Annotated in this window: 19 protein-coding genes, 1 tRNA gene and 2 pseudogenes; 14 read left to right on the plus strand and 8 right to left on the minus strand. The window is 56.4% G+C overall.

Annotated features, from left to right (window positions below):
* Positions 1-36: 36 nt before the first annotated feature.
* From grpE to OZX71_RS00690, 4 genes and pseudogenes are all read left to right on the plus strand, one after another.
* Positions 37-693: pseudogene (grpE, locus tag OZX71_RS00675) on the plus strand (nucleotide exchange factor GrpE); the annotation flags it as partial.
* Between the two features lie 126 nt (positions 694-819).
* The gene (locus OZX71_RS00680) at positions 820-1,857 is read left to right on the plus strand and encodes a DnaJ C-terminal domain-containing protein (RefSeq protein WP_277160131.1); all 1,038 of its coding nucleotides are present in this window, start codon (positions 820-822) and stop codon (positions 1,855-1,857) included.
* A gap of 414 nt (positions 1,858-2,271) precedes the next feature.
* Positions 2,272-2,769 (plus strand): annotated as a pseudogene (locus OZX71_RS00685) (MerR family transcriptional regulator); the annotation flags it as partial.
* A 475-nt stretch (positions 2,770-3,244) separates the two neighbouring features.
* The gene (locus OZX71_RS00690) at positions 3,245-4,162 is read left to right on the plus strand and encodes an HAD family phosphatase (protein WP_277160133.1); all 918 of its coding nucleotides are present in this window, start codon (positions 3,245-3,247) and stop codon (positions 4,160-4,162) included.
* Between the two features lie 88 nt (positions 4,163-4,250).
* On the opposite strand, the gene OZX71_RS00695 is transcribed toward OZX71_RS00690, so the two are convergent.
* A tRNA-Ala gene (locus OZX71_RS00695) sits at positions 4,251-4,323 on the minus strand.
* Positions 4,324-4,582: 259 nt separating this feature from the next.
* On the opposite strand from OZX71_RS00695, the gene OZX71_RS00700 reads away from it, so the two are divergent.
* Positions 4,583-5,275, plus strand: a complete 693-nt coding sequence (locus OZX71_RS00700; RefSeq protein WP_277145856.1) for an L-ribulose-5-phosphate 4-epimerase — start codon at positions 4,583-4,585, stop codon at positions 5,273-5,275.
* 414 nt (positions 5,276-5,689) lie between these two features.
* On the opposite strand, the gene OZX71_RS00705 is transcribed toward OZX71_RS00700, so the two are convergent.
* The 5 genes from OZX71_RS00705 to OZX71_RS00725 all read right to left on the minus strand — a co-directional run bounded on the left by OZX71_RS00705 (position 5,690) and on the right by OZX71_RS00725 (position 11,302).
* Positions 5,690-6,391 carry a lactate utilization protein C gene (locus tag OZX71_RS00705; protein WP_277145854.1) on the minus strand — a complete coding sequence of 234 codons (702 nt, stop codon included), beginning with the start codon at positions 6,389-6,391 and terminating at the stop codon, positions 5,690-5,692.
* 5 nt (positions 6,392-6,396) lie between these two features.
* Positions 6,397-8,256 carry a LutB/LldF family L-lactate oxidation iron-sulfur protein gene (locus tag OZX71_RS00710; RefSeq protein ID WP_277160134.1) on the minus strand — a complete coding sequence of 620 codons (1,860 nt, stop codon included), beginning with the start codon at positions 8,254-8,256 and terminating at the stop codon, positions 6,397-6,399.
* Positions 8,253-9,077 (minus strand): (Fe-S)-binding protein, encoded by an 825-nt coding sequence (locus OZX71_RS00715; protein WP_277145852.1) that lies wholly within the window; start codon positions 9,075-9,077, stop codon positions 8,253-8,255. The genes OZX71_RS00710 and OZX71_RS00715 overlap by 4 nt, the downstream gene beginning before the upstream one ends.
* 571 nt (positions 9,078-9,648) lie before the next feature.
* On the minus strand, positions 9,649-10,383 hold the full coding sequence (locus OZX71_RS00720; RefSeq protein ID WP_277160135.1) for a VTT domain-containing protein: 735 nt from the start codon (positions 10,381-10,383) through the stop codon (positions 9,649-9,651).
* A gap of 175 nt (positions 10,384-10,558) precedes the next feature.
* A complete protein-coding gene (locus tag OZX71_RS00725; protein WP_277160136.1) occupies positions 10,559-11,302 on the minus strand; it encodes a histidine phosphatase family protein in 744 nt (247 codons plus the stop codon).
* Positions 11,303-11,555: 253 nt separating this feature from the next.
* Between OZX71_RS00725 and OZX71_RS00730 the strand changes: the two genes are divergently transcribed.
* The 8 genes from OZX71_RS00730 to xylA all read left to right on the plus strand — a co-directional run bounded on the left by OZX71_RS00730 (position 11,556) and on the right by xylA (position 22,352).
* Complete coding sequence (locus tag OZX71_RS00730) at positions 11,556-12,596, plus strand: LacI family DNA-binding transcriptional regulator (RefSeq protein ID WP_277160137.1); 1,041 nt, start codon at positions 11,556-11,558, stop codon at positions 12,594-12,596.
* A 158-nt stretch (positions 12,597-12,754) separates the two neighbouring features.
* On the plus strand, positions 12,755-14,053 hold the full coding sequence (locus OZX71_RS00735; RefSeq protein ID WP_277160138.1) for an ABC transporter substrate-binding protein: 1,299 nt from the start codon (positions 12,755-12,757) through the stop codon (positions 14,051-14,053).
* Positions 14,054-14,186: 133 nt separating this feature from the next.
* Entirely contained in the window at positions 14,187-15,125 is a 939-nt protein-coding gene (locus OZX71_RS00740) for a sugar ABC transporter permease (RefSeq protein WP_277160139.1), read from the plus strand.
* A 15-nt stretch (positions 15,126-15,140) separates the two neighbouring features.
* A complete protein-coding gene (locus OZX71_RS00745) occupies positions 15,141-16,040 on the plus strand; it encodes a carbohydrate ABC transporter permease (RefSeq protein WP_277160141.1) in 900 nt (299 codons plus the stop codon).
* Positions 16,041-16,252: 212 nt separating this feature from the next.
* Positions 16,253-17,422 (plus strand): glycoside hydrolase family 172 protein, encoded by a 1,170-nt coding sequence (locus OZX71_RS00750; protein ID WP_277160142.1) that lies wholly within the window; start codon positions 16,253-16,255, stop codon positions 17,420-17,422.
* 208 nt (positions 17,423-17,630) lie between these two features.
* On the plus strand, positions 17,631-19,997 hold the full coding sequence (locus OZX71_RS00755; RefSeq protein WP_277160143.1) for a glycosyl hydrolase family 65 protein: 2,367 nt from the start codon (positions 17,631-17,633) through the stop codon (positions 19,995-19,997).
* A gap of 98 nt (positions 19,998-20,095) precedes the next feature.
* Complete coding sequence (locus tag OZX71_RS00760; RefSeq protein WP_277145843.1) at positions 20,096-20,623, plus strand: hypothetical protein; 528 nt, start codon at positions 20,096-20,098, stop codon at positions 20,621-20,623.
* Positions 20,624-21,008: 385 nt separating this feature from the next.
* Positions 21,009-22,352 (plus strand): xylose isomerase, encoded by a 1,344-nt coding sequence (gene xylA / locus OZX71_RS00765; RefSeq protein WP_277160144.1) that lies wholly within the window; start codon positions 21,009-21,011, stop codon positions 22,350-22,352.
* Between the two features lie 321 nt (positions 22,353-22,673).
* Here the strand turns inward: xylA and OZX71_RS00770 are convergent, their stop codons facing one another.
* Positions 22,674-23,498, minus strand: coding sequence for an alpha/beta hydrolase (locus tag OZX71_RS00770; protein ID WP_277160145.1), 825 nt, complete (start codon positions 23,496-23,498; stop codon positions 22,674-22,676).
* A gap of 223 nt (positions 23,499-23,721) precedes the next feature.
* On the opposite strand from OZX71_RS00770, the gene rsmI reads away from it, so the two are divergent.
* Positions 23,722-24,618, plus strand: coding sequence for a 16S rRNA (cytidine(1402)-2'-O)-methyltransferase (rsmI, locus tag OZX71_RS00775; protein WP_277160610.1), 897 nt, complete (start codon positions 23,722-23,724; stop codon positions 24,616-24,618).
* Between the two features lie 48 nt (positions 24,619-24,666).
* Here rsmI and OZX71_RS00780 read toward each other — a convergent pair whose 3' ends face one another.
* Positions 24,667-25,104, minus strand: a complete 438-nt coding sequence (locus OZX71_RS00780) for a hypothetical protein (RefSeq protein ID WP_277160146.1) — start codon at positions 25,102-25,104, stop codon at positions 24,667-24,669.
* Positions 25,105-25,286 lie beyond the last annotated feature (182 nt).

A 25,286-nucleotide genomic window follows, 5' to 3' on the forward strand; every position in this document is an offset into this window, starting at 1 on the left:
GACGAAGCGAAGCAGAATCCACAGGATACTGCCGCCTCAGCTGCCAAGAACGACAATACGAACGTGAACGACGGTTCCGCGCAAGCGGCTGCCGGACAGTCTACTAACGGCGGTCAAGCCGATGCTGCCAGCGGTGCTTCCGAAAACGGTAGCGCTAACGGAGACGACACAAACGGTGACGCAGATAAGTCGGATAAGACCGGTAGTGCTGACGATGCAACCGATGGCAAGAGCGACAAGGACAGCGAGAACACGCTGACCCCGCTCGGACAGGCGAAGAAGGAGGCCGCGGATTATCTCGAGGCGCTCCAACGCGAGCGTGCCGAGTTCGTCAACTTCCGTAACCGTTCCAAGAAAGAGCAGGAGATCTTCCGCCAGCACGGCATCATCGACGTGCTGACCGCGTTGCTCCCGGCGCTCGACGACATCGACCGCATCCGTGAGCACAGCGATATGGACGATTCGTTCGCCGCCGTGGCCAACAAGATTGACAAGACGTTCGAGAAGTTCGGCGTGGAGAAGTTCGGCAAGAAGGGCGAGACCTTCGATCCGACCAAGCACGAGGCGATTCTTCACAAACCGGATGCCGACGCGACCGAAGAGACTGTGGACACCGTCGTAGAGGCGGGCTATCGCATCGGCGACCGCGTGATCCGGGCCGCCCGTGTGGTGGTGGCTTCCCCCAAGGCCTAGCGGGTTTGAGGCAACGATGTGATGCGACAAGTGCGATTCCCCGCGTGGCCGGAGGGTCGCACTTATCGTTTGTGAAGTCGTTGCAGGCAATGTACCGGCTCAGGGCCCGAAAAGGAGGGCAATGATATGGCTGAAAATGAATGGCTAGATAAAGATTTTTACAAGGTGCTCGGCGTCTCCAAGGACGCAAGCGAGCAAGAGATCACCAAGGCTTACCGCAAGCTTGCGCGCAAGTACCATCCCGATCTCAATAAAACCAAAGAGGCCGAGGAGAAGTTCAAGGACATCTCGGAGGCCTACGATGTGCTCAACAACGCCGACCAGCGGCGCAAGTACGACGCGATTCGCCAGTTCGCTGGCGGCGGCGCACGGTTCGCTGGCGGCAGCGGCCAGGGCGGATTCGGCGGCGCCTCCGACTTCTCCGACATCTTCGGTTCGATGTTCGGCGGTGGTGCGGGCGGCCCCGGCGGGGTTCGCTTCTCGACTTCCGGTGGCGGTCCGACCAACCTCAACGACATCTTCTCGATGTTCGGTAATGCTGCCGGCCAGGGTGCCGGCGGTTACGCGGGCTCGGGCATGCCCTACGGCGCGGGCGGCGGGTCGAGCACCTACCGCGAACCGCAGCGTCCGGTGCGCGGCGAGGACCGCAACTCGAAGATCACGCTGACCTTCCGTCAGGCCGTGAAGGGCGCGACCGTTTCGCTCAAGGCGGGCGGGCGCAAGTTCAAGACCCACATTCCGGCCGGCGTCAAGGAAGGGCAGAAGATTCGGCTCCCTGGCAAGGGCAAGCTCGGTTCCAACGGCGGGTCCGCAGGCGATATGTACCTGCAGATTCACGTGAAGAACGACACGAAATTCAGCCTTTCCGGCAACGACATCGTGATGCCGCTGCCGGTCACCATTGGCGAGGCTGTCGCCGGCGCCCGCGTCAAGGCGCTGGACTTCGACGGCAACGAGGTCACGTTCCGTGTGCCGGCTGGCACGTCGAGCGGTGCCGAGGTGCGTGTCGGCGGCAAGGGTGTTCCTGGCCGTGATGGTGACTTGGTCGGTCGCGTGGAAATCCGCGTGCCGAGCAGGCCCAGCATGGCGCAGAAGCACGATGCCAAGGAATTCGACAGGAATTCCAGCGAGTTCGTCGACGAGGTGGCCAAAGAACGCGAGTGATTCGCGTGGCTTAGGCGCGAAAACGTAAAGGCCGGTAGGGGGGATAACCGATATTCGGCTTTGAACGTTGTGGTAATTGGTTTGGCGGTTGGCCCGTTGTGGGTCGGCCGCCAAACCTGATAATAAAAAAACCGAGTCAACGGTTGGATATGAACGAGTCGTTGGTTTGGTACGGATGCCGGTTGCGATATGTTTTGACATATCGATTTGGCAGGTGGCGATAATCGTTGCCTCGCCGAAGTCTGGCGTTGGGTTGTCTGATTGGTCTATTCGCGACCGTCTGGAAAGTTTGCGGGTAGGCCAATCAAGCAGTTTTGAGTTGGATAGGCAATGCGTATGGTATTGATGGATATTGAAGTCAATGCCATACGGGATGAATAAAGTGGTAGACAAAGACCAGCGGAGGTGAATGCGATGGCCCGGATAACTCAAGAAGTGCGGGCGCTGTACGGGTTGTGTGCCGTTGCGTTGGTCGAGCACCGTGCCGATCTGGACGGTGCCGATGACGTCGGGTTCGATATCGATCTGCCCGTCTTCAGCGTCGGTCGTGCCGCGCAGCTGGCGGACATCCACCCCCAAACTCTGCGCCAATACGACCGTCAGGGGCTCATCGTCCCGCAGCGTACGGAAGGCGGCGCCCGCCGCTATTCCCTGCGCGATGTGCACAAGCTCGCCGAGGCCCAGCAGATGAGCCAGGAAGACGGCATCAACCTCGCCGGCATCTCGCGGATTCTTGAGCTGCAGGAGGAGAACCGCCAATTGCGGCGCGAGGTGAAGCGTCTCGAGCGTCCGCGCGGTTCCAGTATTTTCGCGGCTGATTCCGACGGCGATATCACCGAGATCCAGCGCTCGCGTCAGGCGCGTCGCTGGCGTCACGACGTTCAAGCCCGTACTCGCGAGCTTCCGGGGCGTCCGTATTATGCCAACGATGCCACCAACGAAGCCGCCAATCCATATGCGTCAGGCGTGCAATCGGATGGAGACGAATCCGAATCAGTTGCGTCGCAAGAGCAACCGACCCACAAGCCTCGCCATGCCGCGAAGCCTGATGGCGAGCCGTATGCCGACCCGTTTGTCGACCCTCGTTCGCTGGTCGTCTGGGGCCACTATTTCGACTGAGTGATTCCGTGGATTCCGTGAAGAGGTTCTTTGAGCGGTTGTAGACGAGGCTTCGGCATAGTAACCGAAACCGGCCAGTTTGGTCTTTTCTGCCGTATTTTGGCCTGTGTGATTGTGTAATAGGTTGCGTAATGAGCTGGGTAATGGGTGATATGGCTAAAGCGAGTGCTTATGGCATGATAGAGATATACAAAATATAAGACGATGCTGATAGCATGTATCACAGTTATGTATGTATAAATCAGTCGGCATAAACGGATAGAACAAGGTGGCATTTTCATTGGCTTTGCGGCAACAACATGATGGGGCGAGTTCAGACCGAATGCTGAAGGCCGTGCTGTGGGATATGGACGGCACGTTGATCGACTCGGAGCCTTACTGGCATGCCGTCGAGATGGATATCGCCCGAGAACACGGCGGCTACTGGAGCGAGGATATCGGCTGGACCTGCTCGGGCAAGCCGGTTCCGCAGGTCGCGCAACTGATGGTCGACAAAGGCACGCAATTGCCGGCCAGTGAAGTGGCGCGGTTGATGATCGAAGGCGTGGCGCGCAAGGAAGCGGAACATATGCCTTGGATCGCAGGGGTCGAAGATGTGCTGCGCTCGCTGATTGCCGCCGGAATTCCGTCGGTTCTGGTCACGGCATCGCCGCGGCGCATGGCCGAGAATCTGGTGCGTCAGGCGCCCGCTGGCGCGTTCGTCGGCTATGTATGCAGCGACGACGATCTGCCGAAAAAGCCTAACCCCGCGCCGTATCTTGCCGCCGCAGAGGTTGTAGGCATTGAGGTTCCGGGAGAGGTACTTGTGGCAAACGGGATGGAGGCTCGGTCTGGCAGCGACACCGATAGTAACAATGGTGCTTCAAATCGTGTATCGGATTCCGACAGTATTGGCAAATTCGGTAATCAGAACGATTCCGCTGCTGAGCGTTCAGCAGGATCTACGGGTGATGCGCGCCTGGTCGCTTTCCGTCAGGAAATGGCAAGGTGCATCGCCATTGAGGATTCGATGACCGGTATCGAGGCGGCCGCCGCCTCGGGCGCGACGACCATCGCCCAAATGGGCTTCATTAAGACCGACACGTCCGCTGGCCCGCAATTCGCTTCCCTCAACAGTTACGACGGTCTCACCGCCGAAGTCCTCGAAGAATACGTCGAGCAGCGCCTCGCAACTATAAAGCAATAAAGTTTCGGCGCCCCCTTGAAAACCCTTGTAGACGCTGGCAAACTGGCAAGAAAAAGGGCTTCTGGGGAAATCCCGAAAACCCTGAGAGTGGAGCTGATGGTAATCGAAACCACGACCTCTTCGATGCGAACGAAGCGCTCTACCAACTGAGCTACAGCCCCATGCCTTTGAGTTCGTCACTCAAGACAACGTTACATATTCTAGTACAACCCGGTCCCAAGTACAATTCGGCGGGTTGTGAGCGAAACTTCGGATGGGGCGAAAGTGATAAATGATGGTAATTTCTTGGATGCGAATTGCAATAACCTTTATGTGAGCGGTAACATAGGTGCTGTAAATTGGAAATGTAACAATAATACGGTCGGTCACCGGTGACGCGAATAGGTGCGTCTGAGGTGATTGCGGTTGAAAGGAATAGCAATGACTACATTAGACGATTTCGGACCCGAGGTTCGTGCCGAAGTCAAGCAGGTGCGCGAGGTCGTCGCCACCCTGCATGAGCAGCTCTTGAAGTGGAACCTTGTGGTATGGACTGCGGGCAACGTCTCCCAGCGCCTGCGCACTGCCGATCTGATGGTGATCAAGCCCTCCGGAATGCGCTATGAGAGCCTGACGCCGGAATCGATGGTGGTCTGCGATCTGAACGGCGACCCGGTCGACGGCCTGGCTGCGCCGAGTTCCGACACCAAGTCCCACGCCTATATCTACCGCAACATGCCTGACGTCTACGGCGTCGTGCACACCCACTCCACCTATGCGACCGCCTGGGCGGCCACCGGCCAGAACATTCCGTGCGGCCTGACGATGATGGGCGACGAGTTCGGCGGCCCGGTTCCGGTCGGCCCGTTCAAGCTCATCGGCAGCGAGGCCATCGGCGAGGGCGTGGTCGAGACGCTCAAGAAGTACCCGCATTCGCCGGCTGTTCTGATGCAGAACCACGGTCCGTTCACCATCGGCAAGGACGCTGAGGCCGCCGTCAAGGCTGCAGCGATGACCGAAGAGGTGGCGCACACCATGTGGGCCGCCAAGCAGCTCGGCGACATCATCCCGATTGCGCAGGAAGACATCGATAAGCTGAACGACCGCTACCAGAACGTCTACGGCCAGCACTGACGACACGGAGCGTCAAAAGGCCCCCAGAAGACTCGATGTACTTTTGTACACCTTCGCCTTCCGGGGGCCTTTTGCCTCACGCGTGTCGTCAGTGCTGGCCCGGGGAACTGTGTGGGGTTTCGACGTACCAGCAGTACGCCTTCGTCGACGGTAATGTGATGTCGTACGCGTATTTTCCGAGTGAAATGTTTAAGGCCCTCGGAAGACTCGATGTACTTTTGTACACCTTCGCCTTCTGGGGGGGGGCTTGCCTCACGCATATTTTCCGGGTGTTGCTGTTGGTGAAACGTCGTAAGCATTGGTAACAAGAAATAGCAATTGGGCGCTCCCCGAGTATTCAGGGAGCGCCCAATCGGCTTTTCGGCTGTCATCTATCGCCCGTGATTGGTCAGGCGGCCGACGGCAGCCGAAAAATCACATGTCCTCGACGACCAGATAGGTCATGTCGAGCGGACCGTGGACGCCGACGACCAGGACCATCTCGATATCGCCGGTCGACGAAGTGCCGGTGATGAAGTTGAGGTTCGAGGTCTTGATCTCGCCGGACTTGATGCGTGGCTCATAATAGTCCATCGCCTGGCGGGTTCTCGCCACGATCCTCGACTTGCGGATGATGCTCAGATAATGCACCGGCAGGAAGTGGAAGGCGCGGCCCTGGCCCGGAGTGGTCGGCGCGGTGATGGTGCAGGATTCGGCGCACAGGAAATCGGCGAAACCGATGGCCGCCTCCGAGTGGTTCGCCGTGTCGATGTTGGCCTTGCGGCCGGCACCCGGCACCCAGAACGACGGTTTCGGGTCAAGCCCGTCGCGCCAATCCTCGAGTCCGAAGGCTTTGTAGTTCTCGTCGTAGGTGGGCAGCATGAGCTTGCCGTCGGCCTTGGCCGCGATGAACTTGTCGAGCGCGGCGGGCAGTCCGGCCTTGTCGGTTGTCTGGAAATCGACGTGGACGGCAGGCGCGTTTTTGCGGGCGATCTCGAGCAGCTCGTCGACGCTGTGGCCCGAAAGTGTGCTTTCGGGAAGGTCGTTGACCGGCTCAAGAGGATGATCTTTGAGCTGGTGGCGCGGGCGTCCGCTTTTCTCGGCGAGATAGTTGAGGAATGTCTCACGATCGGTCATGATGTTCAGTCCTTCTTCCCATTGTCGGCTGAATTTGCAGCGGCTTCGGTTTTTGCCGGAGCGATACCATGCCGCACGGCGTTCTCATGGCTCGTGTGGCTGTCTTGGTCGGCGTAATGGCCGACTCCGGCCTCCTCGATGGAGCCGAGCGCCACGGGAACGGTCGCGTCGCTCAATGGCGTGGTCTGCTCATGGCCGACCTTGCGTGCAGAAACGCTGTTATCGTAAGCGCCGAAGTCCTTCGGTGCGTTCGGGTTCTTGGCGAGGATGCCAGCCTGGGCCTTGCGGAAGGCTTCCTCACCGCCGGCTTCGGCGATCTGCGACTTCTTGCGTTTGTTATACCAAGTGCGGAAGTTCTTGGAGTGCGCCGGCGGTTCCGGCAGGTCGCGGACCTTGGTCCACCCGCCGAAGACGAACGGCATCCATTCCTCATGCTTGCCGTTCTCGTCGAGGTTCTTGGCGGTGTCCGGCACGCGCGAACCCGTGGCCGGGTCCTTGATGCCCTTCTTGGCGATGGTGTTCATCGCAACGTGGTCGAAGGTCAGCGCGGTGCGGAAGAGCGAGGAATGGCCGGTACCAATGCCGACGACCTTCATCACGGTGTCGGCGATCAGGTCGCCCATATGCTTGTCGTTCATCATGACTTCGCGATGCTTTAAGAGCAGCTCGTGCAGCGGAATCTTGACGGGGCAGGTCGCGGTGCAGGCCGAGCAGAGGCTGCAGGCATACGGCAGATCGTGGAATTCCGCGTAGTCGCCCTGCAGCAGCGGGGAGAGCACGGCACCGATCGGTCCCGGATAGATGGAGCCATAACCCTTGCCGCCGATGTTGCGGTAAATCGGGCAGACGTTCAGGCAGGAGGCGCAGCGGATGCACTGCAGAATCGGCTCGAACTCGGTGCCGAGTGCGTTGGAACGTCCGTTGTCGACGATGACCACGTAGAAGTCCTCGGGGCCGTCGGCCTCGTCGGGAAGCTTGGGGGAGACGAAGCTGCAATACGAGGTGAGCTTCGTACCTACTGCGGAGCGCACGAGCATGTTGTCCATCGTCTCGGCCTCTTTCAGGGTCGGTACGAGCCGTTCCATACCCATGACGACGACCTGGGTGGGCGCGATGGCCATGGAGAGGTCGGCGTTGCCTTCGTTGGTGACGATGTTGACCATGCCTTGGTCGGCGACGGCGAAGTTGCAGCCGGTGATGGACATGTCGGATTCAAGGAAGCGTTCACGTAGCACCTTGCGGGAGAACCGCGCCTCATGCTGTGGGTCGTTGTCGCCCTTGTAACCAAGCTTTTGGAAGAGCTTCTGCACCTGGTCGCGGTTCTTGTGCAGCGCCGGGAAGACGAGGTGGGAAGGTTCGTCCCAATCGTCGAGTTCCAAAATGAACTCGGCCAGATCGGTTTCGGTGACCTTGACGCCGTCGATTTTCAGCAGTGCCTTGTCGAGTCCGATCTCGGAGGTGACCATGGACTTCGGCTTGACGATGTTGTGCGCCTTCTTTTTCTTGACCAGATCGGTGATGAAGTCACGTGCCTCGACATCGGTCTGTGCGAAGAAGACATGGCCGCCGCGCTTTTCGACGTTGTCGGAAAATTCCTCAAGATAGTCGGGCAGATATCGAATGACCTGCTGGCGGATCTGCTCGCTCAGGTCGCGCCATCCCTCCCAGTTGCCGAGTTCGGCACGAGCGGTCTCGCGCTTGACCCACTGCGCATCCTGTGCGTTGGAGATGGCGCGGTGGGCGAATTTGTCTGTCGTGCTCTGGTGAACGCGGTTGACGAAGTTCTTGTCGCCATATTGCAGCATCGTGCCGGTAGATTTTCCGGTGCGCTTGAACATGGTGTCATCCATTTGTGTGGTGCTCATACCAGAGCCTCCTCATGTGCGTTGGAATGCTGCAAAGTCTGTTCGTCGATGGCCTTGCGTTCGGCTGCGTCGACGTACTTCACGCGGCTCATGTCGACATTGCTGTTGAGCACTTCCGCCAGATGCATGATGGTGATCTTTTTGCCGAGCCTATTGAAACGGCCGCCGATGTTCATCAGACAACCTGGGTCGCAGGAAATCAGGACCTCGGCTCCGGTGCTTTCGACGTCTGAGACCTTCTCGTTGACCATTTCCTGGGAAACCGAAGGCACTTTCATGGAGAACATGCCGCCGAAACCGCAGCAGTTCTCGATATGCGGAAGTTCCTTGACCTTGAGGCCCTTGACGTGGTCCATAAGAATATAAGGGCTCTCGCGCTCGCCGAGTAGACGGGTCATATGGCAGGAACGGTGGTAGGTGGCCACGGCGTCGAGTTCCGCGCCGGCGTCGAGCACGCCGAGCACGCGATAGAGGAACTGCGAGAACTCGTAGGTCTTGTTGGCCATTTCGTGGGCCTTGGCCTTGTATTCGTCGTCGCCGGCGGGCAGGTGGAACTGCAGCTCCTTCAACATATTGACGCAGGAACCGGCGGGGCCGACGATGTAATCGGCGTCGACGCTCATTAGGGCATCGATCTCGTTGTGCATCACCTTCGTGGATTCTTTGACGTATCCGCTGTTGAACGTAATTTGCCCGCAGCAGATTTGCTGCATCGGCATGTAAGTTTCGCAGCCGAACCTTTCAAGAACTTCGACCATGGCTTTCCCGACATTGGGAAATATCAGATCGACCAGGCAGGTGGAGAAAATCACTACCTTCATCTTTACTCCTTCAAGTTGGCCTTGAGATGTTATTGCTGTCAGGCTTTTGTCGATGGCTTCTTTGCGTGAACATCTAACGTTTCATTCTCCATCAAAATTAGCCTTCAATATATAACGATATATGTCTGAAATCACGAAAAGCCGAAAAAGAGCATAAAAAAGAATTTGTCAATGTGATATTCCTCACATTTTATGGTTGGGCTGGCGTTTTTCTTGAGTTTTTGTTGCAACGAAGAAGGTAATAATGCTTGAAAATAGAAGATTGATCAATCTCTGAAAGGATGGTTTGCTGAGATGCTTTTCTAGGATTAATTGGTTGTATTTATCTATAGAATTGTTCTTTGCCTCACATTATTGAGGTTGGTCCAAGGTATTTCTTCAATCTTTGTTGGCAAATCAATGAGTGTTGCCCAGACGGTAATAACGTTTGACATCTATTTTATGAAATAGAAATTATCGGAATTGAACTTTAGATAGAGACTCTAGTATGCTTTTGCTCGTGATTCATTTCACGCGGGAATGATGGACGACCGGAGCCCAAAGAAACGAGTGCGCGCGAGCCTGGCTGACTTCAGTCGGCGGATTCGCTTTCTTCAAGCGTTGCGTCAGCGCTCTCCTTGATGCCGTCGTTGGAGTCGCTTCCATTGTTTTTCTTGCCGAATTTGGCCTTCGCAAGCCCGATGATCGTGGGAAGAAGTGAAATGACGAGAATGGCGATGATGACCAGCTCGAAATTGTCCTGAACGATGGGGATGCCGCCGAAGAAGTAGCCGAGCAGGGTGAACAGCGTCGACCAAGTGAAGCCGCCGAGCATCGAGAACGGGGTGAACCTGCGCCAGCGCATGCCGGAAAGCCCGGAAATGAACGGCATAAACGTGCGGATGAAGGGGAAGAAGCGGCCGAGGAAGACCGCGAGCGGGCCCCACTTGTCGATCATTGCTTCGGTTTTGGCGAGGCGTTCGGGGGTCATGGCCTTGACCTTGCCGCTTTCGATGATCTTGCGTCCGAAGAAATGGCCGATGAAGTAGTTGCACTGGTCGCCTACAATCGGCGCGATCCAGATCACCGGCAGCAGCGCGAACAAGGGAAGCGCGGATTTGCCGGTCACGGCGTCCGGGGCGGCGAAGAAACCGGCCGCGAACAGCAGGGAGTCGCCTGGAAGGAACGGGAAGAAGACCACGCCGGTTTCGATGAAGACAATAAGGAAGATGAAGCCCAGGGTGGGAGCCACGCCCATCGAGATCCAGCCGGCGATGATGGTTCGAGGGTCTTTCAGAAGCTCAATGAGGAAGTGAATGAAACCCATGGTGTCCCGTCTGTCGTCTTGATATGCGTCCGCGCAGCACTATGTATTACTGGCGCTGCCTGCGGAACACAACGTTACCAGCAGTGGTGCCGCCTGCCCCGCGATTGGCTGAACTGTCCAGCGAACCTGCACAACCGCGCGCTGTTGTTGGGTTTGCGCAGGTTCGCTGATACCGCTAAAGACGTGCTCCGCGTTCGCGATATTCCAAGGAACCGGTAGGGCCGACGATGCTAAAGGAACCGTTGCGATAGGTGAGCTTGGTGGTGGCTGTGTTTTCCTGGTTCGTCAGATCCGCGTCGTGGTCGATCGCCCATAAAAATTCACGGATGCTGTGGCCGGAGCTGACGACGAGGACGTTGTGCTGGTGCTTCTCGACGGCGGTATCGGCGATTTTGGTGAGCGCTCTGGTCATGCGATCCTGTATTTGCGTGGAGAATTCGGCCCGTACGCTCTGATCGATCGGAGACGAGCATAGGTCAAGCTGATCCAGCTGCGCGATTGCGTCCTGCAGGTCGAGGTGGGCTTTCATCCCGCGATCGGCGAAAACCTCTTCCTGCGTCTTATAACCCATGTGGACCGCAGCGGCCTTGAACGTGTCTGTGGCGTTTCGTCCCTCGAAGCTGCCGAAATTGGCCTCGCGCAGGTCGGGATCGACATGAATCTCGACATCCTTGTTTCCGGATTCGTCCAGAGCGCCCCGTGCCGTGGCATAATGGCGCGATAGGTTGCCGGCGTATGCGGCGTCGAACGTGATGCCCTTCAGCCCGCGTCCGAAATTGCGGATGATCTCGTAGCCTTCTTCGGTGATCGGGAAATCGGACCAGCCTTGCATGATGTCCATGACATTGGAGGTCGTCTGCGTGTGCCTGGCGAGATAAATGGTCACGGTTTCCGTTCCGTCGGTTTGTTGATTGCTCATGACTTCCTTGCCTTTCGCTTCTCGTCGCTTAGTCGTTTATATCTCATCTTTTCCGTTTGTGCGGAAACATACTGCCGGATATGCCGTTCTTGTTCCTGGCGTTCCATGCTTTCACTGATCAACACTATCTTCAGTGATGAGTGCAAGAACAAGCCACGATTTGACATTTTATTGTGAGGGGGATATTTTAATAAGTGTTGAAACGTTTCGACAACAATATGGAGCGTTTACATCAATGAAGAGGAGGTGCGTGATGGCGGGCATTAAAGACGTGGCAAAGGCTGCTGGGGTATCGGCGTCCACGGTTTCATATGTATTGTCGGGGAAGCGCTCGATTTCCACCAAAACCTCCGATAAGGTCTTACGGGCTATCGATGAACTTGGCTACATTCCCGACGCCAGCGCCCAGAAGATGCGGGGAAAGATTAATCACGTAATCGCCATCGCACCGGGTCGCCGTGAGGTGAAGCATTCGAGCCTGAGTGCCTATTTTATGCAGACGGCGTTGCAGGCGAAAGCTGCAGGATATGATGTTCTGTTGCTGACCGGTGAAGATGCCGTTGAAGATATAAAGCGTGTTACGCATAGCAATTTGGCCGATGGAATTGTGCTGCTTGATGTCGAACAAGATGATGCTCGCGCCGCGATGGCGGCTGAATACGGAAAGCCCTGTGTGGCTATCGGATATCCTGATCAGCATGACGATTGCGCTTGCGTCGATATTAATTTTGAAGCCATGGGTCGGCTTGCTGCTCAAAAATTGCATGATCTCGGTCATAAACGTGTGGCATTGTTGCGTAGTGTCGAAAATCTGAATGAGCCTGTTTCTGGTTATTTCTTACTTTTCAGAGATTCTTTGATTGCGGCTGCTGACAAATTTGGCATGACGATTATGGAGTCGGCGTTAACTGAGGATGGTAGTTTTGATCCAAACCAGTTTGTATCCGATTGCTTATTCGGTGATGCCGGGGCTACTGCAGTAGTTAGCCAGGCAGATCCGGCTGTACTTAATTTGATGCTCGGTGTTCTGCGTGTTGCCAAGTTTGCGATTCCGGATAATGTATCGGTGCTTTCCTGTGGAACGTTGTTGGCTTCGCAGCCGATGAAAGAATCTATTTCTGAGATGCCGATGACTCCGAAAGAGCTCTGTCGTCAAGCGATTGGAATTCTTGTGGAATCTATCGAACGGCATCGTGATATCCGTGGGATTGTAAAACTGTTCAGACCGAAATTTATCGACCGTGGCTCGTTGGGGCCGGCACCGATATCTACGAGAGGGGGTGATGCGACGTAATCTTATACGTTTGCGTTTGTTGAGAAGGGCAATGACGGTTTTCTCTTTTATCGAGTAAAGCATAAGTGGATTAAATTTTCCCGATGATTGTTTTTGCCCACCATCGAAACGTTTCGAAAAGAATTTATCTACCAAAGGAGTTAGGGAATATGATAAGTATGAAGAAAGGTATCGCAGTATTGGCGGCTGCTGCTATGTCCGTCACCGCTTTGGCTGGTTGCGGTAGCAGTGATGCGCAAAGTAGCACTAAACCGGATAGTATATCGTTCTGGTATTACGAGGATGATACTTCCGCCGAAGCAGCTGCTTGGAAAAAAGCTGCAAAAATGTTTACCAAGGATACTGGTATAAAGGTCAAGCTTGAGATGAAGTCCTTCACTCAAATAGCGCAAAACGCCAGTCAATTCCTCAATTCTGACCAGGCTCCTGACATTATGGAATCCAATCGAGGCAATGGTTCGGCTGGTATGCTGTCGTCGACTGGTCTGCTTAGTGATCTTGGGCCGTACGTCAAGAAATATGGTTGGGATAAGAAGATTACCAAAGCTGATGCCTCAATAGCCAAATATAACGATAAAGGCGTGATGAATGGGGATAAATGGGTTGGTCTTCCCACGTATGCGGAATATCAGCGTGTTTATTACAACAAGGATATGTTCGCCAAACAAGGCCTTAAGATTCCGACGGCTATGGACGAATTTGAAGCTGCGTGTGCGAAATTCAAGGCAGCTGGAATTACCCCAATCGCTGCTGACGCCCAGGACTATGGTGTGTTGTGGTTGTGGTGGTCACTTGTTGGGACCAAGGCGGATTCAAAGTTTGTTGATGATTGGCAGATGTATAAGCATGATGTCAATTGGAATGCCGAGCCTTTGACCTATGCGACCAACAAGATTAATGATTGGGTCAACAAGGGTTACATCTCTCGTAACGCTACGGGCCTGAAAGGTGAGGACACTACCGTTTCATTTATCAAGGGTGAGTATCCTATTTATCAGACGGGTACGTGGACGGAGAACCGGTTCAATAACCAGATCAAAGACTTTGATTGGGACGGAGCCGCAATTCCTGGCGCGAAGATGTTGCAAGGGTGCACCGGCAATCTATTGACCCTTCCGCAGAAGTCGAAGCATAAGGATTGGTCTGCCAAATTGCTCAACTATGCGATTTCTGAAGAACTACAGACGGGCATAGGCAACGCTGGCAGTGTGCCGTTGAGTGCCAACATGAGCAAAATCACCAATGCTAAGAACAAGAAGATGATTGAGGAATATACGAGCTTCTCCAAAAAGGGCAAGCTGTCATACTATCCGGACTATCCGGCGGCCAGTTTGACTGATGCCATGTCTTCTGAGTTCCAGGAGTTGGTAAACGGTACCAAGAACCCGAATCAGATTCTTCAGGAGATGAAGAAGGCTTATACGTCGGGTGTCGATGACATGGGTGTTAAAGATTAACGCTTTGGTGTCGTGATTGATAACGGATCGGCTTTCTCTTCATTCGAAAGGCTGAGGGTCAGTCGATCCGTCAATTAAGCATTTTAAAAATGCCGTCAAAAGTCGTAAATGATTCTTTTTAGAGGAGGCTTCATTGTCTCAGCAACATAAATCCAGAGAACGGCAAATGTCACGGTTGCCTGGCAACAAACCGTCAAGATTTGTCCCTTATCTTTTACCTGGAATTTTGAGTCTTGCAGTTATCATCGTTGTTCCAGCGTTGTGGAATGTGTACCTTAGTTTTACCCGTTGGCGGGGAGTAGGGCCGGTGCGGTTTATAGGTGGGCGTAATTGGTCTAAGCTTTTCCGCGATGACATGTTCTGGAAATCGTTCATTAACTCATTTTGGATTATCGTCGCCATCGTTGTGATTCCTACTATTCTTGGTTTGTTCATTTCGTCGCTACTGACTGATGTAATTCAGAAGAAATTCGGCTCCAAGACGGCCTCCTTTATCAGAGCATTGTACTATCTTCCGCAGTTGCTACCAGTTGCTGTCGCTTCAATCATCATGGGATGGATTTTCCGCCCTGACGATGGTGCTTTCAACGCTTTGCTTGAGAAGATCGGGATGGGGATGTTCCAGGGCAATTGGCTCGGCAGTCCGAAAACCGCATTGCCCGTGTTGATGTTCATTTTGATATGGATTCAGCTCGGCTATCCGATTGTGATATTTATGTCGGGCTTGCAGCGCGTCGACCCGGAGCTTTATGAAGCGGCCGGACTCGACGGCGCGAACTGGTGGCAGAAATTCTATGTGGTTACCTTGCCGTCGATCATGCCTGAGTTACTGGTTGTTATTCTGACCGCGACTATCGGAGCCTTGAAGACGTTCGGCCCGGTCTATCTGCTGACCAAGGGCGGACCCGGCACCACGACCATTGTGCCTTCGTACTATTCATACAATCAATTCTTCCAGGTTCAGCAGGTCGGTTATGGTGCAGCGATTTCGACTGCGTTGACGGTGGTCATCATCGTGTTCTCGATTGTGTTCACGATTATCCAGGGCCATGTCGAAAAGAACATGGACTGAAGGCAGGAGCTCAAAATGTCAGAAACAACCGTTCAAGTAAGGACAACTAAGGGCACCGTTGAGACTGAAAAAGTGCCGATCAAGGCCAAGCACATTCGTTCGTGGGGTGATTGGCTCGTGCTTGTTTTGCTGATTCTCGGTGCCATTGTGATGTTGAGCCCGCTTATCATTCTGGCGATGAACGCGTTCAAGACCATCAGTGATTACAACGCCAACGGTCCGCTCACCCTGCCGACACATCCGACCATGAGCGGGATCGTCTCCTTCTGGAATACAAGCCATTTTCCAGTCAAGTTTTTTAACAGCCTTGCAATTTCGTTGGTTGTCGCTGTGCTTGGCGTGGTGCTTTCGGTGCTCAATTCGTTCGCGTTGGGGATTGGACGCGTGAAGGGCAATCGTTGGATTGTATTGGTTATTATGTTGGCTAATATGATGCCGCAGGAAGCTTTGCTCTATCCTCTGTTCATTATGTTTAAACGCATCGGCTTGTATAACTCCCAGCTTGCCATTATGATTATTTTCACTGTTATACAAAGTGCATATGGGACTTACTTGCTTTCCGCTGTATACGGTACATTTCCGCAGGCGATCCTTGAGGCTGCCACGCTGGACGGCGCTTCCCGTTGGAAGACGCTTATTCATGTGGTGTTGCCGATTTCCTGGTCGACTATCAGTGTGCTGTTTGTGTTTTTCTTCGTGTGGACCTGGAACGAGTACATGATTCCGATGGCCTTCCTGATGGACGACAGTGTGCAGACTGTGCCGTTGGCGCTCGCTACCTTGCAGGGCCAGCACACGATGGATGCAACTACATTGGCGGCGGCGTCGCTCTTGAGCATCATTCCGACTATCGTCTTCTTCGTGATTTTCCAACGCAAACTCAACCAGGGTATTGTCGCTGGATCTGTGAAATAGACGGTTGACTGAATTACCCAACATTCGAGCTGTCGAGATCGGCTGAGTGGCCTAAATATGGAGGAACTTGTGGATTTTGCCATATTTAGGCCGCTTTAGTTGGTTTAGTGGCTTGGTTATGGCGGGATTGAAAGATTCATGTTGGCGTTGTGGCAAGCTGGAACAGCCGGAATATTATTGGATAAATTGGATAAAGCAGAAAGGCAAGTTCAATGAACGTTGTACAGGCAGAAGCGGCCCGAGGATTAGGAGGCTATGGGCTCGGCATGATGGATGGGCTCTCTGTGGCGTCGCGCGGGCGCTCGCGGTGCATCAATGCGGAGAATCCGACCGGCGGCAAGGGGGTCGCGGCGCAGACCGCCAGCAAACTCGGCCCCTCGCGCAAAGGGACTCCCTGCCTCGGCACTGTGCCGGCCGGCGAATCGGTGACGCTGATGGACGTCGACGGCCCGGGCGTGATTCGCCATATCTGGATGACCGTAACCGACAAGACCTCGCCCACCGGCCCGAACGTGCTGCGCAACCTCGTTCTCGAGTTCTATTGGGACGGTGAGGAAAGCCCGTCCGTTCTCTGCCCGATTGGCGACTTCTTCTGCTGCGGCCATGCCCAGGGCTGCCTTGTCAATTCCATGCCCGTCATAGTCGCGCCCAACCGCGGTTTCAACTGCTACTTCGCCATGCCTTTCGAGCACGCGAAAATCGTGTTGCGCAGCGACCATAACGAGGACGTGCCTTCCTTCTTCTATCAGATCGATTACACCGAATACGACGCACTGCCGGACGACGCGATGCGTTTCCACGCCCGATGGCATCGCGAGCGGGTCACGCAGGAACAGCATGACTATACGATTCTCGACGGCGTACGCGGCCAGGGCACCTATATCGGCACCTACATCGCGTTGACGGCGCTGGAAAGCCGTTGGTGGGGCGAAGGCGAGGTCAAGTTCTACCTTGACGGCGACACCGATTACCCGACCGTGACCTCCACCGGCACCGAGGATTATTTCGGCGGGGCTTGGAGCTTCGGGGCGTTCGGCGACGGCAGCGACAACGCCGGCACGGGAAGTTGCGGTGAATTCCGCGAGCAGACCTATTGTGCCCCGTTCGTCGGCTTCCCGTTCCGCTCGCAGAGTCTGGTCGGCCGCGAAAGCGACTATTGGGATCAGGCGACGCCCGTTACCCGCGGCCTCTACCGCTGGCACATCCCCGATCCGATTTATTTCGACCGTGATCTGCGCGTGACCCTTCAGCAGATCGGCACCGACGAGGCCGGGCTTTTCGAGCGCTCGGACGATGTGGCCAGCGTCGCTTATTGGTACCAGCGCGAACCGCACACCCCATTCCCGTCGATCGGCGACCGCCATTTCCGCCAGCCGCGGTGAGCTTGTGAGATTGACACGACCTATATATAGGTGTCACTAACAGCGTCAAGCTTCTCATTCTTCAAAGAGTTTTTATTAATGCTCTCACGGTGTTTTGCGAGCTGTTTCATTACTGCGTTTGGAGTATGCTTTCCAACAGTAAAGGTGTATTGGTTGTCTATGCGATGGTGAGATTTAGGCGGCCGGATGTGCGAAGAGCCTGCCAGCCATGGGCGATGTCGTCAGGCGGCATCCGGCAGGCGAGATGATGTTGGAGGAAGCGTTGGACAGTAACGAGATCCGGAAACTGGATTTGCAAGATGACCCGCTCGATGCCGACCGTTACCCCATCGATCCGTGGAGATTCACCGAATACGGTGAGCCGAGTGCCGAAAGCGCGACGCTGTTCTCGCTTTCCAACGGCACCATCGGTGTGCGCGGCGAGGCCAATGCGCCGCGAAATCTCGGCTCCGGCACGTTCCTGAGCGGTTTCCATGAGACCTTTGCCATCCGCCACGCCGAAGAGGCTTACGGTTTCGCCCGCGTGGGTCAGGTCGTGCAAGGTGTGCCCGATACGGTCGATTTCAGGTTCTGTGTCGACGGCAAGGAGCTAGGCAAGGCGCAGCAGGTCTCGCAGAGCCTCGATTTCAAGGACGGCACCGCGACTCGTTCCTATATATATGACATCGACGACGGGGTGAGCCTCGAAGTCGATATCGTCACCATGGTCTGCCTGTTCCGTGCCGACCTTATGGCCACGGCGCTGACGTTCAAGGCCCGCGGACGTGCCCTGAACGTCCACGTCGAAGGCAAGATGAACACTGACCAGCCGGTGGTTTCGCGAGACGTCGATCCGCGCAAGGCCGACCTGATTGCCGACGGTGGCCTGCGTAAGCTCGAGGTCGATGCCATTTCGCGAGGCGTGGCCGACGAGAGTTTCGGCGCTTTCCATTGCCTGCATTCCGAGCTGACGATGGGCGTCGGCTTCTGCCAGCAGATTGACGGCGAGATGGTCCCTGCCGTCTTCGACGTCGCTGTGCCGGACGGCGGCGAGAAGCGGGTGCAGCGTTACGCCGCTTACAATACATATCGGATAAATCCTATCGGAATCGATGAGGGCCTGCAGGTCTCCACCATCGAAATCCAGAATTCCGTCGAACTCATCAGGCTCTGCGCGCAAACCCTGAACTGGGCCGTCGCGCAAGGCTTCGAAGCGCTGCAGGAGCAACAGCGTGCATGGCTGAGCCATTTCTGGCAGGAGTCGGACGTCGAAATCGATGACGGTGGAGATGGGCGGCTTCAGCAGACCTTGCGCTGGGAGCTTTTCGAGCTCGCGCAAGCGACGGCCACCGTCCCCAACGGCGTGTCGGCGAAGGGGCTGAGCGGTACCGGCTATTCCGGCCATTATTTCTGGGACACTGAAACCTATATCGCCCCCTTCCTGATTTATACCAACCCGGCGCGGGCCCGCGACATTCTGTCCTACCGTTTCCGCATGTTGCCGGCGGCCCGCAAGCGCGCCCGGATCATGAGCATGGAAGGCGGGCTCTTCCCGTGGCGCGGCATCAACGGCGAGGAGGCCTCGGCCTTCTTCGAGGCCGGAACCGCCCAGTACCATATCGACGCGGACATCGCCTACGCCGTCTGCCAGTATGTCGCGGTGACCGGCGACCATGAGTTTTTGGCGAGCGAAGGCATCGACATTCTGGTCGAGACCGCGAGGATGTGGGCGAGCCTGGGCTATATGGGCTGGGACGGCACCTTCCATATCAACAACGTCACCGGGCCGGACGAATACACCGCCCTGGTGGACGACAACTATTACACCAACGTCATGGCGCAATTCAACCTGCGCAAGGCCGCGGACGCCTTGGAATCGCTGGAAGGCGAGGAACTCAACGCCGTGGTCCAGCGCCTTTCGATCAAGCCCGGCGAATCGATGCGCTGGCGCGAGATCGCCGAACTGATGAAATTGCCGTATGACAAAAAGCTCGGCATCCATCTTCAGGACGACGACATCATGCGCCGCGAGACCTGGGATTTCGAGCACGACACCGAGCGCCCGCTGCTCCTGCACTATCATCCGATGGTGATCTATCGCCGTCGCGTCTTGAAACAGACGGACACGGTATTGGCGCTTTACCTGCTTTCCTCGCAATTCGGGCTCGATGTCAAACGGCGCGATTTCGACTTCTACGACCCGCTGACCACCGGCGATTCCTCGCTTTCCGCGGCTTCTCAGTGCATCCTCGCCGCCGAGGTCGGTTACGGCGACCTTGCGATGCAGTACTTCCTGGAATCCCTCTACGCCGACGTGGCCAACCTTCACAGCAACACGTCCGACGGCATCCATCTGGCTTCGGCCGGCGGCGTGTGGATGTCGGCGGTCGCCGGTTTCGGCGGCCTGCGCGATTCGGGCGGCGAAGAGCTTTCGATCGACCCGCACCTACCCAAGGCTTGGGAGAGCCTCACCTACAGGCTCACCATCCACGGCTCGCGTCTGGTCGTCAATGTCACCCACGGCGAGGTCTCGGTCCGCCGCCTTTCCGGCGACCCGGTGACCCTCAAGGTCAAAGGCGAGTTGCGCACGGTCTGAGCCCATTCTCTGAAATGAATGTTGTGTGCAAGGCGAAGATGGATTATAATGTGTCATACACGTGGTATGTGGTCCGATTCAATGGTGAGGAGCGTGGCATGATGCGTAACAACAAAAAGATTTTGGGTGCGATGTCCGCGTCCGTGGCCATGATGGCGTGCTTGGCATTGGCCGGACCGTCCACCGCCTACGCTGCGGAAGCGAAAGACGAGGCGCCGGTCACCATACAGGTGGACAATATCCATATTGAGGTACAGCGTCATGCCGATCATTCGGTTACGGCCATGTTCTCCAATCCGACGTGTGCTGATAGCCATCCGATGAAGGGCAAAATGACTCTTTACGATGATCAGAAGCCGGATAGTGAGCCTCAGACGACGGAATTCCAGACGGGACTACTTGGTTGTGGTGGCGGGACCGCGGTACAGATGTTTGACAATAACGGGAAATCTGATCCGCCACGGGTGTCGATTGCTCTTGAAGACGGAACGGATGGAAGTAATGTGCTTCCATCCATTCCTAAGATGGAGGGAAGTACGACGATTACTTTTGAAGGTGGAACGGATGGAAGCGGCGTGCCATTCCTTCCTAAGATGGAAGGAACAGTAACGGAGCACATCGATTGACCTTGAAGACGAAATGGTCGGGAGTGGAGACTTACGAATATAGCTTCATTCACGAAATCCTGATAAACGCGAAGAGATGGTGAAGTAACGATTTGCCGTCTGTGGTTGCATCCGCAGGCGGCAAATCGTATGTTATTGGTGTATCGGTGGTTTTGTTCTGCCCTTACTCGTCTAAATGCGCGAACACGTTGTTCTTGACGGCCCTGCCTGGGCGGTTATCGGCGCACGTTCTCCCTCATGAAACGATGCTTTTGAAAGAGTTGAAACTTTTGTCGCGAATATAATTAAATGATTTGACATAATGCGGTTCCGTGACCTACGATGTAAGTGAAACGAATTAACCAATGTCGTCTGCAACGACGGCACGTGTGCAAAGGAGCAACCTATGGGGTTGTGGGATGTAGACAAAATTCCGTACGTCGGACACGACAAGGGAGTCAAGGAAGAGCTTGGTTTCCATTATTATGACGCCGATCGCGTGGTCGCCGGCAAGAAGATGAAGGACTGGCTGCGCTTCGCCGTGGCTTGGTGGCACACCTTCGACCAGAAGCTCGTCGACCCGTTCGGCGACGGCACCGCGCATCGTCCGTATTACAAGTACAGCGACCCGATGGACCAGTCGCTCGCCAAGGTCGATTACGCCTTCGAGCTCTTCGAAAAGCTCGGCGTCGAGTACTTCGCCTTCCATGACCGCGACCTGGCGCCGGAAGGCGACACCCTGCGCGAGACCAACGCTAACCTCGATCGTGTCGTCGACAAGATCGAAGAGAACATGAAGGCCACCGGCATCAAGCTGCTGTGGAACACCTCATCGCTCTTCACCAACCCGCGCTTCGTCGACGGCGCTTCGACTTCGCCGTTCGCCGACATCTTCGCCTATTCCGGCGCTCAGCTCAAGCACAGCCTCGAGATTGGCAAGCGTCTCGGCGCCGAGAACTACGTCTTCTGGGGCGGCCGTGAAGGCTACGAAAACCTCTGGAACACCGACATGGCCCGCGAAAAGGACCACATGGCCAAGTTCTTCCACATGTGCGTGGACTACGCCAAGGAAATCGGCATGAACGCGCAGTTCCTGATCGAGCCGAAGGCCAAGGAACCCTGCATGCTGCAGTATGACTTCGATGCCTCCACCGCCATCTCCTTCCTGCAGAAGTACGACCTGATGGGTACGTTCCGCCTGAACCTCGAGGGCAACCACGCCAACCTCGCCACCCACACCTATCAGCACGAGATCCGTGTGGCGCGCGACGCGGGGGTGCTCGGTTCGCTGGACGCCAACCAGGGCGACAAGCTCATCGGCTGGGATATGGACGAGTTCCCGACCGACCTCTACGAGACCACCGCAGTGATGTGGGAGGTCCTCGCCGAAGGCCAGATCGGCCCTCACGGCGGCCTGAACTTCGACGCCAAGCCGCGCCGCAGCTCCTTCGAGGCCGAGGATCTGTTCCGTACCCACATCGCGGGCATGGATTCCTTCGCCGCCGGCCTTCTGGTCGCCGCGAAGATGCACGAGGACAAGTACATCGAGGATCTCGTCTCGAAGCGCTACAGCTCCTTCGACTCCGGCATCGGCAAGAGCGTCGAGGACGGCAAGGCCACACTGGCCACGCTCGAGGACTATGCGATTGACAGGCCGCAGAGCGAGCTTATCGCCTCCACGCACTCCGATCACCTCGAGAGCGTCAAGGCCACGATCAACAACTACATGATCGAGGCCCTGAGCGAGTAAGACTGGCAGCAGCAGGCTCGTTTCATCATTTCATATTCCTCTCTCAACGGATTTGGCCGGTCGCTTTCAAGGGTGACCGATCCGTATCGACGATTGACTTCGGAAAGCTGCGGGCGGCCGTAGCCACAGGAACGGCTGGGAATTTCTGTGATGAATAGACTCTTTGGGCATACGGTATTGGCTGCCTGGAATTTTGTTGACAATCAAGGCGGCTCTGGCGGTTTGGTAAGGAACGGATTGTATAAAACTGGCGCGTATTGAAAAGAACCGGTTGCCAAACGAAATCCAGCGACCGGTTCTTTTTAAGCAAAAGCCTACTTTTTAATTTATGAAATTGCGCTCGACCCAGGCGGCCCAGAGGCTTGGCCAGACTTGGGCGCTCGGTTCGATTTGCGCGTCATTGCCGGCTGCGGCCGTCTCGGCGGTGGCGAGAGCCAGGCTGTGCGGGCCCTGTGGGAAGATATGCGCTTCGACGGATACTCCCGCTTCGACGCAGGCGTTGATGAAGAGCAGCGAGTTCTGCACCGGCACCACGGCGTCGGTGACGGTCTGCCAGATGAAGGTCGGCGCGGTCTTTGCGTCGACGTGCTTCTCGCAGGAGATCTCGTCGAGCATCGCCTGGTCGCTCTTCTTGTCGCCCAAGAGCTTGGTTATGGTGCCTTCGTGGCGGTACTTGCCGGCCGTCAGGACCGGGTAACCCAGCGCCAGGCCGTTGGCGCGCACCTCGTCGGGATCATAGCCGTTTTCGCGCATTACGTCGTCGCCGGTGGTTGTGGCCATCGACGCGGCGAGCTGGCCGCCGCAGGAGAAGCCGATGACGGTGACGGCCTTGGGGTCGACATGCCACTCTTCGGCGTTGGCGCGGATCATCTTCATGGCCTCGGCGCCCTCAAGCATCTGCACCGGGTACTGCGAAGGCGCGATGGAGTAGCGCAGCACGAATGCCTGTACGCCGGCGTCAAGTGCCATCATCGCGATGGGTTCGGCTTCGCGGTCGGTCACCTTGTTGAATCCTCCGCCGGGGAAAATGAGCACGGCCGGGCGGCGACGATCGGGATCGATTTCCTTGGAATTGTCGATGATATAGCCGGTGAGTGTGGCGACGCTCCCGTCAATGCCTTTGATGGTTTTGGTAACGTACTGCATAAATGTCCCTTCTTCCGTGCCCGGCGCCGCGTACGCTGGTATCTCAATAACGTATGCGCGGTGCCGAACCCCACTCAGAATTCTAAGAAGCTTGCGGGACGGCGTTTGATGGCGGAAGTCGTATCGCGTCACCATGGTGATGGATACTTGAGGTATGGAATCGAGCGATATGGAATCTGCGGAACAGGCAACCGGCGAACGCGACGCGACGCAAGATGGCGTGATGATTGAGATACCGCGCGGCACCGTCGTGCTGGCGGCCACGCCGATCGGCAACGTGGGCGATGCCTCGGGCCGTCTCAAGGCGCTGATCGAGCGGGCCGACATCGTCGCGGCGGAGGACACACGCCGTCTCTACGACTTGGCCAACCGCCTCGGCGTGCGCGTCGGCGGCCGCGTCGTCGCCAACCACGACCACAACGAGCGGGCCAAGGCCGACGGCCTCTTAGACGAGGTGGAGCGCGGGGCGACCGTGCTGGTGGTTTCGGATGCGGGCATGCCCACCGTCAACGACCCGGGCGTGGCCATCGTGCGCCGCGCCATCGAGCGCGACCTGCCGGTGACCTGCGCGCCCGGCCCCTCCGCCGTGCTCGACGCGCTCGCGCTTTCCGGCCTGCCGACCGACCGCTTCTGCTACGAGGGCTTCGTGCCGCGCAAGCGAGGCGAGCGCATGAACCGTTTCCGCTCGCTGGCGGCCGAGCGCCGCACGATCGTCTTCTACGAGACCCTGCACCGCATCGCCGAGACGATGGACGACCTGCTGGAGATGTTCGGGCCGGACCGCCCGATGGCGCTGTGCCGCGAGCTGACCAAGGACTATGAGCAGATTCGCCGCGGCACCATCGCCGAGATCCACCAGTCGGTCATCGACGATCCGCCGCGCGGTGAGATCGTCCTGGTCATTGCCGGGGCGAGCGAGGACGAGGCGCTGAAGGCGGGGGAGGCCGCGGCGGCCGTGCTGAGCGTCGATGACCTGGCCGCGTTGGCCCTCGAGCGTGCCGCCAAAACCGACGAACGCATCAAGGACGCGATCGCCGAAGTGGTCAAAGAGCATCCGCTTTCCGACGGATCTCTTTCCAATCGAAAGGCCGTCTATGCCGCTACGCTAAAACTCAAATAGGTCCCAAGTCCAAAAGGGTACAGAAGAGGAAGCTTTGCCTCGGTCGGCTTACCTGTCCGAGTGATGCGGGCTGGTCTGTGAATCCGCCTTGAAATGGCGACGGATCAAGTCTATGGTTATGCCGGCCGCAAGCAGCAGAAGAACATAAGGTATTACGGAATGGTGTGCTTGGGACGCAGGGGTGAGCAGGCCGCCGTGTACGGCGCATCGGGGGCGGTCGGCCGTCGCGATGACATTGCCGCCGCCATTGCCGCCATTGCCGCCATTGCCGCCGTTGGTGTTGCCATAGCCGGATTGTGAATCGGGTTCGCAGTCTTTGCTGTGGGTTTGCGGCTTGCCGATATTGGGATCGGGTTTATTCTGCCCGACTTGCGTTGCGGACGGATTGTTGTATGACGGCGTTGTTGCCGAGAGGCTTTGATCTGATACCGCTGGCAGCGAGCCCGCCTCCATGGCATTGGCCGAGCTCGGCGCAACCATGAGCATGACAGCGATAAGAATGCCGGCGATGGCTGCCTTCCGTCTTGTTTTCGTATGTGCTCCTTCGTCAAATCACGCCTACGCTGCGCGTGGATAGCATCGTCCTGCACGCCATCTATTGATTACTTCAGCTGTAAATACAAAGTATTATTTTAGATAATTCCGGTACGATTTGTCAATTTGAGTGG

Origin of the sequence: Bifidobacterium sp. ESL0764, from assembly GCF_029395515.1 — a bacterium.
GTDB lineage: Bacteria > Actinomycetota > Actinomycetes > Actinomycetales > Bifidobacteriaceae > Bifidobacterium.